This is a genomic window from Marimonas arenosa, from assembly GCF_030848945.1.
Lineage (GTDB): Bacteria > Pseudomonadota > Alphaproteobacteria > Rhodobacterales > Rhodobacteraceae > Marimonas > Marimonas arenosa.
This window is the reverse complement of the sequence record NZ_JANHAX010000002.1, coordinates 646,429-662,569: the sequence shown is the minus strand read 5'-3', so window position 1 is coordinate 662,569 and position 16,141 is coordinate 646,429. Positions and strand designations below refer to the sequence as shown.

General features: G+C 64.2%; 15 protein-coding genes. 11 read left to right on the top strand and 4 right to left on the bottom strand.

What is annotated here, in order from left to right; genetic code table 11:
- Window positions 1-64 precede the first annotated feature (64 nt).
- Window positions 65-643, top strand: coding sequence for a nitroreductase family protein (locus NO357_RS09420; protein WP_306735389.1), 579 nt, complete (start codon window positions 65-67; stop codon window positions 641-643).
- Window positions 628-1,329, top strand: coding sequence for an EI24 domain-containing protein (locus NO357_RS09415; protein ID WP_306735388.1), 702 nt, complete (start codon window positions 628-630; stop codon window positions 1,327-1,329). The genes NO357_RS09420 and NO357_RS09415 overlap by 16 nt, the downstream gene beginning before the upstream one ends.
- A gap of 342 nt (window positions 1,330-1,671) precedes the next feature.
- On the opposite strand, the gene NO357_RS09410 is transcribed toward NO357_RS09415, so the two are convergent.
- Complete coding sequence (locus tag NO357_RS09410) at window positions 1,672-1,947, bottom strand: DUF1467 family protein (RefSeq protein WP_306735387.1); 276 nt, start codon at window positions 1,945-1,947, stop codon at window positions 1,672-1,674.
- Window positions 1,947-2,351, bottom strand: a complete 405-nt coding sequence (mce, locus tag NO357_RS09405; RefSeq protein ID WP_306735386.1) for a methylmalonyl-CoA epimerase — start codon at window positions 2,349-2,351, stop codon at window positions 1,947-1,949. Before mce ends, NO357_RS09410 begins: the two co-directional genes overlap by 1 nt.
- 178 nt (window positions 2,352-2,529) lie before the next feature.
- On the opposite strand from mce, the gene NO357_RS09400 reads away from it, so the two are divergent.
- Both NO357_RS09400 and NO357_RS09395 read left to right on the top strand, forming a co-directional pair.
- A complete protein-coding gene (locus tag NO357_RS09400) occupies window positions 2,530-3,246 on the top strand; it encodes a response regulator (protein WP_306735385.1) in 717 nt (238 codons plus the stop codon).
- Window positions 3,247-3,358: 112 nt separating this feature from the next.
- Window positions 3,359-3,544 (top strand): Flp family type IVb pilin, encoded by a 186-nt coding sequence (locus NO357_RS09395; protein ID WP_306735384.1) that lies wholly within the window; start codon window positions 3,359-3,361, stop codon window positions 3,542-3,544.
- A gap of 146 nt (window positions 3,545-3,690) precedes the next feature.
- On the opposite strand, the gene aspS is transcribed toward NO357_RS09395, so the two are convergent.
- A complete protein-coding gene (gene aspS, locus NO357_RS09390) occupies window positions 3,691-5,541 on the bottom strand; it encodes an aspartate--tRNA ligase (RefSeq protein ID WP_306735383.1) in 1,851 nt (616 codons plus the stop codon).
- 215 nt (window positions 5,542-5,756) lie between these two features.
- On the opposite strand from aspS, the gene NO357_RS09385 reads away from it, so the two are divergent.
- From NO357_RS09385 to carB, 4 genes are all read left to right on the top strand, one after another.
- A complete protein-coding gene (locus NO357_RS09385; RefSeq protein ID WP_306735381.1) occupies window positions 5,757-6,989 on the top strand; it encodes an SAM-dependent methyltransferase in 1,233 nt (410 codons plus the stop codon).
- A gap of 132 nt (window positions 6,990-7,121) precedes the next feature.
- Window positions 7,122-8,405, top strand: coding sequence for a glycosyltransferase family 87 protein (locus NO357_RS09380; RefSeq protein ID WP_306735380.1), 1,284 nt, complete (start codon window positions 7,122-7,124; stop codon window positions 8,403-8,405).
- A gap of 116 nt (window positions 8,406-8,521) precedes the next feature.
- Window positions 8,522-9,142, top strand: a complete 621-nt coding sequence (locus NO357_RS09375) for a hypothetical protein (RefSeq protein WP_306735379.1) — start codon at window positions 8,522-8,524, stop codon at window positions 9,140-9,142.
- A gap of 129 nt (window positions 9,143-9,271) precedes the next feature.
- Entirely contained in the window at window positions 9,272-12,601 is a 3,330-nt protein-coding gene (carB, locus tag NO357_RS09370) for a carbamoyl-phosphate synthase large subunit (protein ID WP_306735378.1), read from the top strand.
- A gap of 314 nt (window positions 12,602-12,915) precedes the next feature.
- Here the strand turns inward: carB and NO357_RS09365 are convergent, their stop codons facing one another.
- The gene (locus NO357_RS09365) at window positions 12,916-13,164 is read right to left on the bottom strand and encodes an accessory factor UbiK family protein (RefSeq protein ID WP_306735377.1); all 249 of its coding nucleotides are present in this window, start codon (window positions 13,162-13,164) and stop codon (window positions 12,916-12,918) included.
- A gap of 106 nt (window positions 13,165-13,270) precedes the next feature.
- Between NO357_RS09365 and lgt the strand changes: the two genes are divergently transcribed.
- The 3 genes from lgt to pgeF are packed head-to-tail and all read left to right on the top strand — an operon-like array spanning window position 13,271 to window position 15,971.
- On the top strand, window positions 13,271-14,161 hold the full coding sequence (gene lgt, locus NO357_RS09360; protein WP_306735376.1) for a prolipoprotein diacylglyceryl transferase: 891 nt from the start codon (window positions 13,271-13,273) through the stop codon (window positions 14,159-14,161).
- On the top strand, window positions 14,158-15,219 hold the full coding sequence (locus tag NO357_RS09355) for a class I SAM-dependent methyltransferase (protein WP_306735375.1): 1,062 nt from the start codon (window positions 14,158-14,160) through the stop codon (window positions 15,217-15,219). Before lgt ends, NO357_RS09355 begins: the two co-directional genes overlap by 4 nt.
- Window positions 15,216-15,971 (top strand): peptidoglycan editing factor PgeF, encoded by a 756-nt coding sequence (pgeF, locus tag NO357_RS09350; RefSeq protein ID WP_306735374.1) that lies wholly within the window; start codon window positions 15,216-15,218, stop codon window positions 15,969-15,971. Before NO357_RS09355 ends, pgeF begins: the two co-directional genes overlap by 4 nt.
- The last annotated feature ends 170 nt before the right edge of the window (window positions 15,972-16,141 follow it).

Sequence of the window (16,141 nt, the reverse complement as noted above, 5' to 3'; positions counted from 1 at the left end):
GTCCTGCCCTTGACCTCGGCGCCGCGGCCGCAGACATAAGGCAGACAAGGACCAAGGATACGCCATGCCGACCGCCAACCTCTCCGCGCTTGATTTCCTGCTTTCGCGCCGCTCGCGCCCGGCGAAAACGCTGCAAGCCCCGGCGCCCACCCGCAACGAGCTGCTGCCGTTGCTCACCGCCGCCGCCCGCACGCCGGATCACGGCAAGCTCGAGCCGTGGCGCTTCATGGTGATCGATTCCGGCGCCATGCCGCGGCTGGCGGAAGCGGCCGAGGCACACGCCCGGGCCGCCGGATGCGACGCCGATCAAATCGCCAAGGCCCGGCAACAATTCGACCAGGGTCACCTCGCGGTGGCGGTGATCGAGGTCCAGCGCGACTCCGACAAGATCCCGGCGCTGGAACAGACCTATTCCGCCGGGGCCGTCTGCCTCGCGCTGCTCAACGCCGCGCTGGCCGCCGGCTGGGGGGCCAACTGGCTGTCTGGCTTCGCCGCCCATTCCCGGCCGTTCCAGCGCGAGGCGCTGGGGCTCGCGGATCACGAGCGGGTGGCGGGTTTCATCCATATCGCCACCGAAACCGCCCAGCCGCCCGAGCGCCCCCGTCCCGACATCGAGACGATCACGACATGGCTTTCGACCTGATTATCTCCAGCTTCTTCCGCGCCCTCGGCCAGATCGGCGATCGCCGCTTCCGCCGGGTGCTTCTGCTCGGCATCGCGCTTACCCTGGCACTTCTGGTCGCCGCCTATGCCGGGCTTCTGTGGGTGGTGGAGTTCCTCGCCGGCCCCGAGGCCTATTTCGACGTGCTGGGCAAGGTCGAGTGGCTTGACGACCTGTTGTCGGTCTCCTCATTCATCTTCATGCTGGTGCTCAGCGTCTTCCTGATGATCCCGGTCGCCTCGGCCATCACCTCGATGTTCCTCGACGATGTCGCCCAGGCGGTCGAGGACCGGCATTACCCCGATCTGCCGCCCACCCCCCGGATGTCGGTGTTCGAAGGGTTGCGCGACACGCTCAACTTCCTCGGGGTTATCATCGCGGCCAACCTACTAGCCTTGGTTCTCTACGCATTGGTGCCGCCGGTCACGCCATTCGTCTTTTTCGGCATGAACGGCTATCTGCTGGGGCGGGAGTATTTCACCCTCGCCGCCATGCGCCGCCTGGGCCGCGCCGGCGCGCGCGACCTACGCAAGCGTCACACTGCCACAATCTGGACTGCCGGCATCTTGATGGCGCTGCCGCTGGTGGTGCCGGTCCTGAACCTGGTGATCCCGATCCTGGGAGCCGCGACCTTCACCCACATCTTCCACGGGCTGAACCAGCGGTAACAGCCCCTGGTTGCCTCCAATCCAAGGGTGCCGATACTGGCCTTGAGGGCGCCAATAGTTAAGGCGCAAAGCCGCGCGAACGCCGGTCCGTGGGTCGGCCGTTCGCGACATGTCAGCAACGCTCTTTATCCCAGCCAAACACATCCGACCTGAGAGTTCCGCACAACCCCAGCCAAAACGCCGGCCTGCGGGACGGCCCCCTCCCGGCAGATTTTTTCTGGAAAATCGCCTGCCGGGGCATTGCAGCCGTTCGCGCGGCGGCCTTCCGCCGCTGTTCGCGCGGGGCAACAAGTGCCCGCTCAAGGCCATGTCAGCGCCGTCGCGACCGCTGCGGCACGCACCCTATTCCGCCGGCCCCATTGTATTGAACCAGTCGAAATCGCGCACGGTAATGACGCCGTTGATGATGATATAGGCGAGGATGCACCAGATCACCGCCGCCACCAGGGTGGTGATCAACGCCTTCTTCTTGAGATTGTGCTGATGCGGCGCCCCGGCCATCGTGCCGGGCACGATGTCCCCGACATCGCCCTGGGTCTTCAGCCGGATCGGGATCACGATCAGGAAGGTCAGGAACCACAGCACGACATAGAGCACCAGTGCCGAGGTGATGCTCATCAGACCTGCTCCAGTTCCACCAGTGTGCCCTGGAAATCCTTGGGATGCAGGAACAGCACCGGCTTGCCATGCGCCCCGATCTTGGGCTCACCCGTTCCCAGAACCCGCGCACCCTGTGCCTTGAGGTGATCCCGCGCCGCGAGGATGTCCTCGACCTCGTAGCAGACATGGTGAATGCCGCCCGCCGGGTTCTTGTCGAGGAAGCCCTGGATCGGCGAGTTCTCCCCCAGCGGGTAAAGCAACTCGATCTTGGTGTTGGGTAACTCGATGAAGACCACGGTGACGCCGTGATCCGGTTCGTCCTGTGGCGCGCCGACCTTGGCCCCCAGCGCGGTGCGGTATTGCTCGGCCGCCGCCTCGAGATCGGGCACGGCGATGGCGACATGGTTGAGACGTCCGATCATGACACATGGCTCCTTGCAACCTGGCGCGCGCCCGCAGCACGCGTTTGCGCCTATATGCGTCCCCCGGCGCCGGGGTGCAAGCGCTCCGCCGGCAATCGCGTTCCATTAACCTTGCGTTAGCCACGTCTGCGTAATCCTCGACCTGAACCACGATCGCCACAGCCAGAGGACGCAGACCATGGACGACTTCGAACCCCTCGCCACGCTTCGCCAACCCACCGCCACCCGGCCGCTCCTGGGCCTGACCGTGCTGGTGGTCGAAGACAGCCGCTTCGCCTGCGAGGCCATTCGCCTGCTCTGCCTGCGCTCGGGCGGGCGGATCCGCCGGGCCGACTGCCTGGCCTCGGCGCGCCGCCACCTCCAGGTCTATCGCCCCTCTGTGGTGATCATCGACCTCGGCCTGCCCGACGGCTCCGGGACCGAGCTGATCGCCGAGATGAACGCCATGACCCCGCGCGTCGGCGTGATCCTGGGGATGAGCGGCGATGATGGCGCCGAGGCGCTGGCACGCAGTGCCGGCGCCGACGGGTTCCTGGCCAAACCGATCAGCAGTCTCGCCCTGTTTCAGGAAAGCATCCTTCAGCACCTGCCGGCCGATCGCCAACCCAGCGGCCCACGCATCCTCAACGAAGATGAGATCACCCCCGATCCGGTCGCCTATTGCGACGACCTCGCCCATGCTGCCGAAATCCTCGGCGAAGACCATGACGGCGCGGTGCTGGCCTATCTCGCCCAGTTTGTCGGCGGGTTGGCGCGCAGCGCGGCCGATCTGCCGCTGGAACAGGCTGCCCGGGCGCTGGCCCGGACTCAAGACTCCGCCGGCACCTCGCGCTCTGATGTCGCCCGTCTCGCCGGGCTGGTCCAGGCGCGCCTTTCGGAACGGATTGCCATCTGACGCACGGTTGAAAGGGCCCAAATCCGCCTACTCGTCTGCTTATTCCTGCCACATTCCACGGGCAATTTTTTCTTCAAGGGCAGCTCGGAAACGACTCGCAAAGGACTTAACAGTGGAACGCTTTTTCAAACGCTTCGTCAGTGAAGACAAAGGCGCCGTGACGGTGGACTGGGTTGTCTTGTGCGCCGGTGTGGTTGGCCTCACCGCGGCCGTCTACGGCACATTGAACGACGGGACCAGCAACGTGGCCTCCGGCGCCGGTGCTGCCCTGGGCCAAATGGAAGCTGGCAATTTCTGATCTTTCTGACAGAATCTTTTACCGAACGGGCCAGCGCATCTCTGCTTGATGCGCCGAGCCTTTCGCTTGCGCAACCCGTTCTCGTAGCTAATTAACTGCTCAACGCATAAGCAATGCCGATGCACTTGGCGTCGACAAACATCAGCTTATTCCTGCTCCACCACCCGCAGGCTCAGCTCCATCAACTGTTCCGCGCTGGCCTCTGACGGCGCGTTCATCATCAGGTCCTGCGCCTGCTGGTTCATCGGGAACATGATCACTTCACGGATCGAGGTCTCGTCGGCTAGCAGCATCACCATCCGGTCGATCCCCGCGGCACAGCCGCCATGCGGCGGGGCGCCGTATTTGAAGGCGTTGACCATGCCACCAAAGCGGCGCCGCACCTCGTCCTCGCCGTAACCGGCCACCGCGAAAGTCTTGAACATGATCTCGGGCTTGTGGTTGCGGATCGCGCCGCTGACCAGCTCATAGCCGTTGCAGGCCAGGTCGTACTGATAGCCCGTCACGCTCAGCGGATCGGCCTCCAGCGCTTCCATGCCGCCTTTGGGCATCGAGAACGGGTTGTGGTCGAAATCGATCTCGCCGGTCTCCTCGTCCTTCTGGAAGATCGGGAAATCGACAATCCAGCAAAACGCGAAGCGGTCCTGCTCGGTCAGGCCCAATTCCTCGCCGATGACGTTGCGGGCCTTGCCGGCAACGGTTTCGAACACCTTGGGCCGGCCGCCCAGGAAGAAGGCGGCGTCGCCGACGCCCAGTCCCAGCTGCTGGCGGATCGCCTCGGTCCGCTCCGGGCCGATGTTCTTGGCAAGCGGCCCAGCGGCTTCCATGCCACCTTCGACCTCGCCCGATTTCAACTTGGCCGCGGCGTCCTTGATCGGAATACCCAGTTCCTGCGCCACGGCATCCGCCGTTTTGTCGCGCCAGAAGATATAGCCCATCCCCGGCAGCCCTTCCTTCTGGGCAAAGGCGTTCATCCGGTCGCAGAACTTGCGCGACCCGCCGGTCGGCGCCGGAATCGCGCGCACTTCGGTGCCCTCCTGCTCTAGCAGTTTGGCAAAGATCGCGAACCCCGAGCCGCGGAAATGCTCCGAGCAATCCTGCATCTTGATCGGGTTCCTGAGGTCCGGCTTGTCGGTGCCGTACCATTTGGCAGCATCGGCATAGGAAATCTGCGGCCAGTCGGCATCCACCTTGCGGCCACCGCCGAATTCCTCGAACACACCCTGCATCACCGGCTGGATGGTGTCGAACACGTCCTGCTGGGTGACAAAGCTCATCTCCATGTCGAGTTGATAGAAATCGGTGGGCGACCGGTCGGCACGCGGGTCTTCGTCGCGGAAACACGGCGCGATCTGGAAATACTTGTCGAACCCGCTGACCATGATCAGCTGCTTGAACTGCTGTGGCGCCTGCGGCAGCGCATAGAACCGCCCCGGATGCAGTCGCGAGGGCACCAGGAAGTCGCGCGCGCCCTCGGGCGACGAGGCGGTGATGATCGGCGTCTGGTATTCACGGAACCCGATGTCCCACATGCGCTTGCGCATGCTGGCCACCATGTCCGAGCGCAGCTTCATGTGGCTCTGCATCTTCTCGCGCCGCAGGTCGAGGTAGCGATAGCGCAGCCGGGTTTCCTCGGGGTATTCCTGGTCGCCGAACACCATCAGCGGCAGTTCCTCTGCGGCACCCAGCACCTCCATGTCGCGGATGAACACTTCGATCTCGCCGGTGGGGATCTTGGGGTTCACCAGGTCTTCGTCGCGCGCCTTGACGTTGCCGTCGATCCGGATGCACCATTCCGAACGCACCTTCTCGACCTCGGCAAAGACCGGGCTGTCGGGGTCGCACAGCACCTGGGTCATGCCGTAATGGTCGCGCAGATCGATGAACAGCACGCCGCCATGGTCGCGCACCCGGTGCACCCAGCCCGACAGGCGGACGGTGTCGCCGACATGGGATTTGTTCAGCTCGGCACAGGTATGGCTGCGATAGGCGTGCATCTTCGGGCCCCTTGGCTCATGGTTCGGTCGCGCCGATACACCTTGCCACGATGCGGAAGTCAAGGGCCGAGCGGCATCCGGCCGCCGACGATCCCCCGCAGACTTTACAAACCCGGCCGTTTTCCTAAAATCCTTAGCGTTTCGAGCAGACAACATGAGGCAAGAAACCGTCGTTTCGCGTGCCCGTAACGGGTGCGCCAGAAATGGGGAATGCCATGTGGACGACAGCTCTCGACCGCCTGCTGACGCATCTGATGCGGACGGGCGATTTCTCACTTACCTATCCTGACGGATCGACGCGCCGCTGCGGCGACGGCCGCGGCCCATCGGTGGCGGTCAGGCTGACCGATCCGGCCCTGCCGCGGAAGATCGTGCTCAATCCGGAACTCGCCGTCGGCGAGGCTTATATGGACGGCACGCTCAGCATCGACGACGACGACCTCTACGGCTTCCTGTCGCTCGCCATCGGCAACAGCCGCGACCACGGCCAGCCGTGGTTCCGCCGCCCACTCGACGCGTTGCGCCATGCCGGTCGCTACGTGCAGCAATTCAACCCGATCAGCCGGGCACGACAGAACGTGGCGCATCACTACGATCTCTCCGGTGAACTCTATGACCTCTTCCTTGATGACGACCGGCAATATTCCTGCGCCTATTTCGCCCGCCCCGACATGACGCTGGAGCAGGCGCAGGCGGCCAAGAAGCACCACATCGCCGCCAAGCTCAGGATCGAACCGGGCATGCGGGTGCTCGATATCGGCTGTGGCTGGGGCGGCATGGGGCTGACGCTGGCACGCGACTACGGCGCCGATGTCACCGGCGTGACCCTCAGCCAGGAGCAGCACGCGCTGGCCAATGCCCGGGCCGAAAAGACCGGACTGTCAGACCGGGCACGGTTCCTGCTCAGGGACTACCGCCATGTGACCGGCAAGTTCGACCGCATCGTCTCGGTCGGCATGTTCGAGCATGTCGGCGTACCGCACTACGGCGCATATTTCTCCAAGGTGCACGACCTGCTGACCGATGACGGCGTCGCCCTCATCCACACCATCGGCCGCGCCCGACCACCGGGCAGCACCTCTCCGTTCATCGCGAAATACATCTTCCCCGGTGGCTACGTCCCGGCGCTGTCCGAAGTGATGCGCGCCCTCGAACCGCACGCGCTCTGGACCCTCGATATCGAGGTCTGGCGCCTGCACTATGCCGAAACGCTTAAACACTGGCACGACCGGTTCATGGCCAATGCCGACAAGGCCGCGGCGCTCTATGACGACCGTTTCGTGCGGATGTGGCGTTACTATCTGGTCGCCTGCGAGCTTATGTTCCGCCTGAATTACCAGGTTGTGTTCCAGCTTCAGCTGTCGCCACGGCAGGACACTGTGCCGCTGACCCGCGACTATCTCTATCCCGCCTCGCAAACCGACTGGCACGTCCAGGCCGCGGAATGAGCATTCAAAACGGGTGACCCGCGAGGTCGCTTGGTTTAAAACCTGTCTGCAAGAGCAGGTCGGGCGGCACAGATACCGTCCGGCACGTTAATTCCGCCGGGTCAACCGGCCGCAGATACAGGCGCGTCACCCATGTCGACCCTTTCGTCACGGCAGCAGATCCTGCTTTTCCTCGGCCTTACCATCGCCTGGGCGATCTGGACGCTGGTGTCGACCTTCAACGACCCGCATCTCGACATCTCGGCGCTGTTCATGGCCGGCTGGCTTGTGGGCAGTGGCCAGGAAGAGCTGATCTATCTTGCGCCGCCCAACGTCTACGAAGTCGACCAGATGCCGATTTGGCGCGAAACCATGATCGCGCAAGGCCTGCCGGAACAGGTGGTCACCGCCTATATTTACCCGCCGATCTGGGCCAAGCTGCTGGCCTGGCCCGCCCACGCGATGCCGGCCATCGTGTTTTTCAAGTCGGTCTTCATCTGGCACATGCTGGCGGTGCTGGCCACGGTGCCATTGGCCTTTACCCTGATCCGCCGCGCGGCCCGGCCCGAACTCACCGCCTGGGGTATCACGCTCTTCGCCATCCTGTTTGCCACCTGGCCGGTGATCAATGCCTTCCTCACCAACCAGCCGCAGATCACCGTGACACTGCTGATCGTTGCGAGTGCCTGGCTGGTTTCGCGCGACCGGGACATCGCCGGCGGCACGCTGCTCGGTCTGGCGGCCGCGATAAAAGTGGCCCCGATCCTCTTCGCTCTGATTTTCGTAATCAACCGCAACTGGCGGGCGCTTTTCGCCACGCTTGCCGTCTCGGGCAGCATCGCGCTGCTCTCCATCGCGATCATGGGCTGGCCGCTGCACGCGGCGTTTCTCGACCGGCTGTCGCAGATCAACGGGCTGATCGTGATGAACAAGATCAACTACTCGCCCGAGGCGCTGATCTATCAGTTCGCCGACTGGCTCAAAGGTGTGCCGATGGTCGACGGGCGCGAACGCGCCTCCTTCACGGCGGACGAACCGGTCTGGATCACGCTTGTCACCAAGGCCGGGTTCCTCGCCAGTTTGGCCGCCTTCTGGGCCTGCACGCGCGACCTGCCGCGCGAAGATCGCCTGCCGGTGCAGCTCTTCCTGCTCTGCCTGATCACCGCGCTGTTCGGCCCGTTGTCCTGGGCGCACTACTTCTTCATGCCGGCGCTACTCCTTCCGGCCCTGTTTCTGGTCATGCCCGCCCCACGCGCATGGAAATGGATCGCCACGGTGATCATCATTTCCAGCCTTGCGGCCTTTTCACTGCTGCACCGCTTCAACCACATCTTCATGTTCTCCGCCCTGGTGCCGATGCTGATGTATCTCGCTCTGACCATCGACACCCTGCGCGCCGCCCGGCAGACCGCCCGGGCGGCCGTCCCCACCAACTGACGCTCTGGGTGCGCCATCAACCTTCGGCGGCACGGATTTTCCTCCTCCCGGCCTCAATCTCTCCATATCCGACCGGCAGAAAAAGGAAACAGCCTGCTGCCAAGGAGTGAACCGCCGTGAAGTTTCTGCGCCGACTTGTTCTTTTCGTCATGATTGCCGTTTTCCGTGTGCTCGGCTTGGTGCTGCGGCTATTCTCGCGCGGGTCCACCGCGAAATATCTTCCTGACACGCTCCGCCTTTACCGCCGCACACCCGAAGGCACCGAATTCTTCTGGGTCTACGAAATCGGCGACCGGCTTTTCTGCGATGCCGGGATGCTCGGGCAAATGGCCACCCGCGACAACTACCCGATCGGGGATTGGCCCGCGATCGAAGAACATATCCGGCGGATGCTCGACCTGGGATTCGAGCAGATCGCCCCCGAGGACATGCAATTCCTCCAGATCACCTACAAGGTCCGCGGCGATTTTGCCGAAGGCGACGAGTTCGGCAAGCGCAACGCGCTGCTCGACAAGCTCGATGAATTCTTTGCCCTGACCGGCCAGGGCTACTGGGTCGACGCCAGTTCCGGCCAGGGCACGATGGAACTCGGCTTCGAGGTGGTCGATTTCGAAATCGCCGAAGACAGCCTGCGCACCTTGCTGGCCGGCACCGACGACAATGATTTCCTGTCGATCACGCCGGAGCCGCGTCCCATCTCGGCGGATGGCGACACCGCCGATATTCCCCAGACCTGACGGCAGATCCCTACCCCGGCCCCGCCTGCCGCGCATGGCCCGGCCGCGCGGGCGCATGCCCCCTTGCGCTGGCGGGCGCGATCTCTATAACGCAGGACAATTTGCGACGCGCTGCCCGGGGATGTGCTCATGCCGAAAAGAACCGATATCAAATCCATCATGATCATCGGCGCCGGCCCCATCGTCATCGGCCAGGCCTGCGAGTTCGACTATTCCGGCGCCCAGGCCTGCAAGGCGCTGCGCGAGGAAGGCTACCGGGTCATCCTGGTCAACTCCAACCCCGCCACGATCATGACCGACCCCGGCCTGGCCGACGCCACCTATATAGAGCCGATCACGCCCGAGGTCGTCGCCAAGATCATCGAAAAGGAACGCCCCGACGCGCTTTTGCCCACCATGGGCGGACAGACCGGGCTGAACACCTCGCTCAGCCTGGAGGAAATGGGCGTGCTGGACAAATTCGGCGTCGAGTTGATCGGCGCCAAGCGCGACGCCATCGAAATGGCCGAAGACCGCAAGCTGTTCCGCGAGGCGATGGACCGCATCGGGCTGGAAAACCCCAAGGCTACCATCATCACCGCCCCGAAAAAGGATGACGGTTCTGCCGATCTCGAGGCCGGCGTGGCCGAGGCCCTCGACGCGCTGGAAGGCATCGGGCTGCCCGCCATCATCCGCCCCGCCTTCACCCTCGGTGGCACCGGCGGCGGCGTCGCCTATAACCGCGACGACTATATCCATTACTGCCGCTCCGGCATGGACGCCTCGCCGGTCAACCAGATCCTGGTCGACGAAAGCCTGCTGGGCTGGAAGGAATACGAGATGGAGGTGGTCCGCGACAAGGCCGACAATGCCATCATCGTCTGCTCGATCGAAAACGTTGATCCGATGGGCGTGCACACCGGCGACTCGATCACCGTCGCCCCGGCGCTGACGCTGACCGACAAGGAATACCAGATCATGCGCAACGGCTCGATCGCCGTGCTGCGCGAGATCGGGGTCGAAACCGGCGGCTCGAACGTGCAATGGGCGATCAACCCCGCCGACGGCCGCATGGTGGTGATCGAGATGAACCCGCGGGTTTCCCGCTCCTCGGCGCTGGCCTCCAAGGCCACCGGCTTCCCGATTGCCAAGATCGCCGCCAAACTCGCCGTCGGCTACACGCTCGACGAGCTCGACAACGACATCACCAAGGTGACCCCGGCCTCCTTCGAGCCGACCATTGACTATGTCGTCACCAAGATCCCGAAATTCGCCTTCGAGAAATTCCCCGGGGCTGAGCCTTACCTGACCACCGCAATGAAATCCGTGGGCGAAGCCATGTCGATCGGCCGCACCATCCACGAATCGCTGCAAAAAGCACTGGCCTCGATGGAATCCGGCCTCACCGGCTTCGACGAGGTCGTGATCGAAGGTGCGCCCGACAAGGCCGCCGTCATCAAGGCGATCAGCCAACAGACCCCTGACCGAATGCGCACCATTGCCCAGGCCATGCGCCATGGGCTCACGGATGACGAGATTCACGGCGTCACCATGTTCGATCCGTGGTTTCTCGCCCGCATTCGCGAAATCGTCGAGACCGAGGAAGAGATCAAGCATAACGGCCTGCCGCGCGATGCCAACGGCCTACGCCACCTTAAGATGATGGGTTTCACCGATGCCCGGCTGGCGCATCTCACCGGGTTCAAAGAGCAGGACGTCCGCCGCGCCCGCCACGCCGCCGGTGTCACCGCCGTATTCAAGCGCATCGACACCTGCGCCGCCGAGTTCGAAGCTCAGACGCCCTACATGTACTCGACCTACGAAACCCCCGCGATGGGCGAGGTCGAATGCGAATCGCGCCCCTCCGACCGCAAGAAGGTGGTCATCCTCGGCGGCGGCCCCAACCGCATCGGCCAGGGGATCGAGTTCGATTATTGCTGCTGTCACGCCTGTTTCGCGCTGACCGACGCCGGGTATGAGACCATCATGATCAACTGCAACCCCGAGACGGTCTCGACCGACTACGACACCTCCGACCGGCTCTATTTCGAGCCGCTCACCTTCGAGCACGTCATGGAAATCCTCCGGGTCGAACAGGAAAACGGCACGCTGCACGGTGTCATCGTCCAGTTCGGCGGCCAGACCCCGCTGAAACTCGCCGATGCGCTGCATGCCGAGGGCATCCCGATCCTCGGCACCTCACCGGACGCGATCGACCTTGCCGAAGACCGCGAGCGGTTCCAGGCGCTGGTCAACCAGCTGGGGCTGAAACAACCCAAGAACGGTATTGCCTCCACCGACGCCGAGGCGCTGCACATCGCCGAGGAAATCGGCTTCCCGCTGGTGATCCGCCCCTCCTACGTGCTGGGCGGCCGGGCGATGGAAATCGTCCGCGACACGGCCCAGCTCGAACGCTATATCTCGGATGCCGTGGTGGTCTCGGGCGACAGCCCTGTGCTGCTCGACAGCTATCTCTCTGGCGCTGTCGAACTCGATGTCGACGCGCTCTCGGACGGCAAGACCGTGCATGTCGCCGGCATCATGCAGCATATCGAAGAGGCCGGCGTGCATTCGGGCGATTCAGCTTGCTCGCTGCCGCCCTATTCACTGCCCGCCGACATCATCGACGAGGTCAAGCGCCAAACCAATGCACTGGCGCTGGCGCTCAACGTGATTGGCCTGATGAACGTGCAATTCGCCGTCAAGGACGGCGAGATCTACCTGATCGAGGTCAACCCCCGCGCCTCGCGCACCGTGCCCTTCGTTGCCAAGGCCACCGACTCGGCCATCGCCTCCATCGCCGCCCGGCTGATGGCCGGCGAGCCGATGGAGAACTTCCCGCAGCGCGCCCCGGTCGCGGCGGACGCCAAGCCCGGCACGCTGAAAACCCCCGATCCGATGACGCTGGCCGACCCGAATATGCCGTGGTTCTCGGTCAAAGAGGCGGTGCTGCCCTTCGCCCGCTTCCCCGGCGTCGACACCATCCTCGGCCCGGAAATGCGTTCGACCGGCGAGGTCATGGGCTGGGACCGCTCCTTTGCACTGGCCTTCCTCAAGGCCCAGATGGGTGCCGGCACCGACCTGCCGAAGGGCGGCAAGGTATTCTTTTCGATCAAGGACGCCGACAAGACGCCCCTGCTTGTCGAAACCGCCCAGACCCTGGTCGACCAGGGCTTCGCCATCGTCGCCACCGGCGGCACGGCGGCGTTTCTGGAAGGCCACGGCATCGCCTGCGAAGTGGTGAAAAAGGTCTACGAAGGCCGCCCCAACGTGGTCGATCAACTGAAAGACGGCCAGATCAGCTTGGTGATGAACACCACCGAAGGCGCCGCCGCCGTGGCCGACAGCCGCGAGATCCGCTCGGTCGCGCTCTATGACAAGATCCCCTATTTCACCACCGCCGCCGCCAGCCATGCCGCCGCCCAGGCGATCAAGGCCCGCGCCGAGGGCGAGATTTCGGTGCTGCCGTTGCAGGGGTGAAGATGTAGGGTGGACTTTCGACCCACCCCCTCCGGCGCTGTCATGTGCCAAGCCGGGCCTGCGGCCTTGCTAAGGGCCGCTCTTCGCCGCAATCGCTCTTTGGGATCGCCGCCAGCGTTCGCAAGCTTACCGAACGCTCAACATCTCCAAATCTTCGCGGACCCTGCCCCACCGCACACACCGTTAACACATCGCGCAACCGCGATGTGTCCGGTTTTCCTGCCAGACAGGTTGCCAGCCAGCGTGCCAGCCAGGCTGCCATACAGGGCGGTTTTCATCGAAACGGAAAAAGTTAACGAGAGGGCGCCCCGCGACTACTTCGAGAGCTTTTCTTCCAGCGCCGCGATGCGCGCCTTCAGCGCCTCGTTCTCCTCGCGGGCCTTCTGGGCCATGGCGCGGACGGCGTCGAACTCTTCGCGGGTGACGAAATCGCGATCTGCCAACCACCTGTCGACAAAGGATTTCATCGCGTTCTCCGCCTCGTCCTTCGCGCCTTGTGCCACGCCCATGGCGTTGGTCATCAGCTGGCTCATGTCGTCGAGAAACTTGTTGCGGGTCTGCATGGGAAATCCCCCGGAAAACGTTGCTTACGTTGCGTCTCTATATGGGGATGCGGCGCTCGATGCGCAAGCTTGACTTCCCGGCCCGCTCGTCGTCAAAACCTACCCTATGACCGCCCTGATCCCCTTCCCCGACATTTCGCCCGAGCTGTTTTCCTTCGAACTGTTCGGGCTACATGTTGCGCTGCGCTGGTATGCACTCGCCTATATCGTGGGGATCCTGCTGGCCTGGCTCGCCACCCGCACCGCGCTCAAACGCGCCGCGCTCTGGCCCGGCAACCAGCCGCCGATGGCCCCCGCCCAGCTCGAAGATCTGCTCACCTGGTCGATCCTCGGGGTGATTCTCGGCGGCCGGCTCGGCTACGTGCTGTTCTATCGCCCCGCCTATTTCCTTGAGAATCCGGCCGAGATTCCAATGGTCTGGCAGGGTGGCATGGCCTTCCATGGCGGCTTCCTCGGCGTCGTGCTCGCGGCCTGGCTCTTTGCCAGAAAACACAACATTCCCAAGCTTTCGATGGCCGATGCCGTCGCCATCGGCGTGCCCTGGGGCTTGATGCTGGGACGGATCGCCAATTTCATCAACGCCGAACTCTGGGGCCGACCCACCGACCTGCCCTGGGGCGTCGCCTTCCCGGGCCAGGCGGCGCAGGATTGCCCCGGCATAGTCGGCCTCTGCGCCCGCCACCCGTCGCAGCTCTACGAGGCCGCCCTGGAAGGGCTGATCCTTGGTCTGCTGCTTGTCTGGTTGGTCTGGCGCCGTGGCGGTTTGAAAACCCCGGGGCTGGTTTCGGGCGTGTTCTTTGCCGGTTACGGCGCGGCGCGATTCTTCGTCGAATTCTTCCGCCAGGCCGACACCCAGTTCATCACCCCGGACAACCCGATGGGCCATGTGATCCACTGGGGTGGCTGGGGGCTCAGCATGGGCCAGTTGTTGTCGCTGCCGATGCTGCTTCTGGGGCTCGGTCTGATCGCTCTGTCCCGCCGGTCGCGCGCAGCATGAAGGATTTGGAAACCATTCTGCGCGAGCTTATCGCCAACGACGGGCCGATCCCCCTGTCCGACTACATGCGGCTCTGTCTGCTGCATCCCGAGCACGGCTACTATGCCACCCACGATCCGCTCGGCGCGGCGGGCGATTTCGTCACCGCGCCGGAAATCAGCCAGATGTTCGGCGAACTGATCGGTCTGGCGCTGGCGCAGGCCTGGCTGGATCAAGGGGCCCCAAAACCGTTCACGCTGGCCGAACTCGGCCCCGGCCGTGGCACGCTGATGGCCGACGCACTGCGCGCGACCCGCGCTGTTCCGGGCTTCCATGACGCGGCGCAGGTCCACATGGTCGAGGTCTCCTCCACCCTGCGCGGATGCCAGCAACAGGCTTTGAAAAACCACCGTGTGGCATGGGTCGCAAGCGCCGATGCCCTGCCCGATCAGCCGTTGTTCCTTGTCGCGAATGAGTTTTTCGATGCTCTGCCGATCCGGCAATATGTGCGCTGCGATGACAGCTGGCGCGAGCGGCGCGTCGGGCTCAAGGATGACGCTCTGACCTTCGGCCTCGCGCCGCCGGCACCTCTGACCGCCCTCGACGACAGGCTCGAGGACACCCGCGACGGCGACCTTGTGGAACACTGCCCGTCTGCCGCGCCAATTCTACAGGCGATCGGCGGGAGAATCGCGGAACATGGCGGCGGCGCGCTCATCATTGACTACGGCGACTGGCGCAGTCTGGGCGACACGTTTCAGGCTCTGCGCGCGCATGAACGCACCAACCCGCTGGAAACTCCCGGTAAATCCGACCTCACCGCGCATGTCGATTTCGCGGCCCTGGCCCAAGCCGCCCCCTGCGCCCACAGTCGCCTGACCCCGCAGGGCGTGTTCCTTGAAAGGCTCGGCATCACCCAGCGCGCGCAGGCGCTGGCCCGCAACCTGACCGGAGAGGCGCTCGAAACCCATATCGCTGCGCATCGTCGCTTGACCCATGGCGCGGAAATGGGGACGCTGTTCAAGGTGATGGGCCTCTACCCTGAAGGGGCCGCCCCGCCACCCGGACTGGAACCATGACGCTGGAGCCGCTGACTTCCGATCTGCTTGCCCCTGTCCGCCACGGGTTCTTCACCCGCAGAGGCGGCAGTTCGTCGGGCATTTTCGCCGGGCTGAACTGCGGTCCGGGTTCGTCCGACCAGTCCGGCGCCGTGGTGATGAACCGGGCCCGCGTCGCGCGGGAGATGCAGGTCGCGCCGGAAGCTCTGGTCTCTCTGCACCAGGTGCATTCGGCGGATGTCCTCACGCTGACGCACCCCGACCAGCCCCGGCAGAAAGCCGATGCCATGGTCACCGCGACGCCGGGCATCGCGCTTGGAATTCTCACCGCCGATTGCCAGCCGGTTCTGTTCGCCGACCGCAGCGCCGGCGTGGTCGGCGCCGCCCATGCCGGCTGGAAAGGAGCACTGACGGGCGTGCTGGAAGCCACGCTCGCGGCGATGGAAGCCCTGGGCGCGCACCGCAGCGACATCGTCGCGGTGATCGGTCCCTGCATCAGCCAGCGCGCCTATGAGGTGGGGCCGGAATTTATCGACGCCTTTCTGGACGAAGACCCCGAAAACAGCCGGTTTTTCGCAAATGGAGCGGGCGACCGCTACCTGTTCGACCTGCCCGGCTATGGTCTCCACCGTCTGCGCAGCGCCGGCGTCGGTACAGCGGAGTGGACCCGGCACTGCACTTATTCCGATGCCGACCGCTTTTTCAGCTATCGCCGCGCCACCCATGCCGGCGAAGCCGATTACGGCCGGCTGATTTCGGTGATCCGCGCCTGACCCGGCCAAGGCGGGATGAACGACGCAATCACGGCACCCTCGTGCCACGCGCCTGCCTTATTTTTCGTGAAACAATCCCCCTTGTAACCCTGGTATTGCTCACAGCACGGACATAATCGCGTTGTTTACCGGTCCCGCGCAATTGTGGCAACGCCGCCAAATTCGTCCGC

Excerpts from the sequence above, each read along its gene's own strand:
- NO357_RS09355 (WP_306735375.1), top strand. The coding sequence starts at position 14,158 with ATGAAGGATTTGGAAACCATTCTGCGCGAGCTTATCGCCAACGACGGG.
- carB (WP_306735378.1), top strand. The coding sequence starts at position 9,272 with ATGCCGAAAAGAACCGATATCAAATCCATCATGATCATCGGCGCCGGC.
- NO357_RS09400 (WP_306735385.1), top strand. The coding sequence starts at position 2,530 with ATGGACGACTTCGAACCCCTCGCCACGCTTCGCCAACCCACCGCCACC.
- pgeF (WP_306735374.1), top strand. The coding sequence starts at position 15,216 with ATGACGCTGGAGCCGCTGACTTCCGATCTGCTTGCCCCTGTCCGCCAC.
- NO357_RS09420 (WP_306735389.1), top strand. The coding sequence starts at position 65 with ATGCCGACCGCCAACCTCTCCGCGCTTGATTTCCTGCTTTCGCGCCGC.
- NO357_RS09365 (WP_306735377.1), bottom strand. The coding sequence starts at position 13,164 with ATGCAGACCCGCAACAAGTTTCTCGACGACATGAGCCAGCTGATGACC.
- NO357_RS09385 (WP_306735381.1), top strand. The coding sequence starts at position 5,757 with ATGTGGACGACAGCTCTCGACCGCCTGCTGACGCATCTGATGCGGACG.
- mce (WP_306735386.1), bottom strand. The coding sequence starts at position 2,351 with ATGATCGGACGTCTCAACCATGTCGCCATCGCCGTGCCCGATCTCGAG.
- NO357_RS09410 (WP_306735387.1), bottom strand. The coding sequence starts at position 1,947 with ATGAGCATCACCTCGGCACTGGTGCTCTATGTCGTGCTGTGGTTCCTG.
- aspS (WP_306735383.1), bottom strand. The coding sequence starts at position 5,541 with ATGCACGCCTATCGCAGCCATACCTGTGCCGAGCTGAACAAATCCCAT.
- lgt (WP_306735376.1), top strand. The coding sequence starts at position 13,271 with ATGACCGCCCTGATCCCCTTCCCCGACATTTCGCCCGAGCTGTTTTCC.
- NO357_RS09415 (WP_306735388.1), top strand. The coding sequence starts at position 628 with ATGGCTTTCGACCTGATTATCTCCAGCTTCTTCCGCGCCCTCGGCCAG.
- NO357_RS09380 (WP_306735380.1), top strand. The coding sequence starts at position 7,122 with ATGTCGACCCTTTCGTCACGGCAGCAGATCCTGCTTTTCCTCGGCCTT.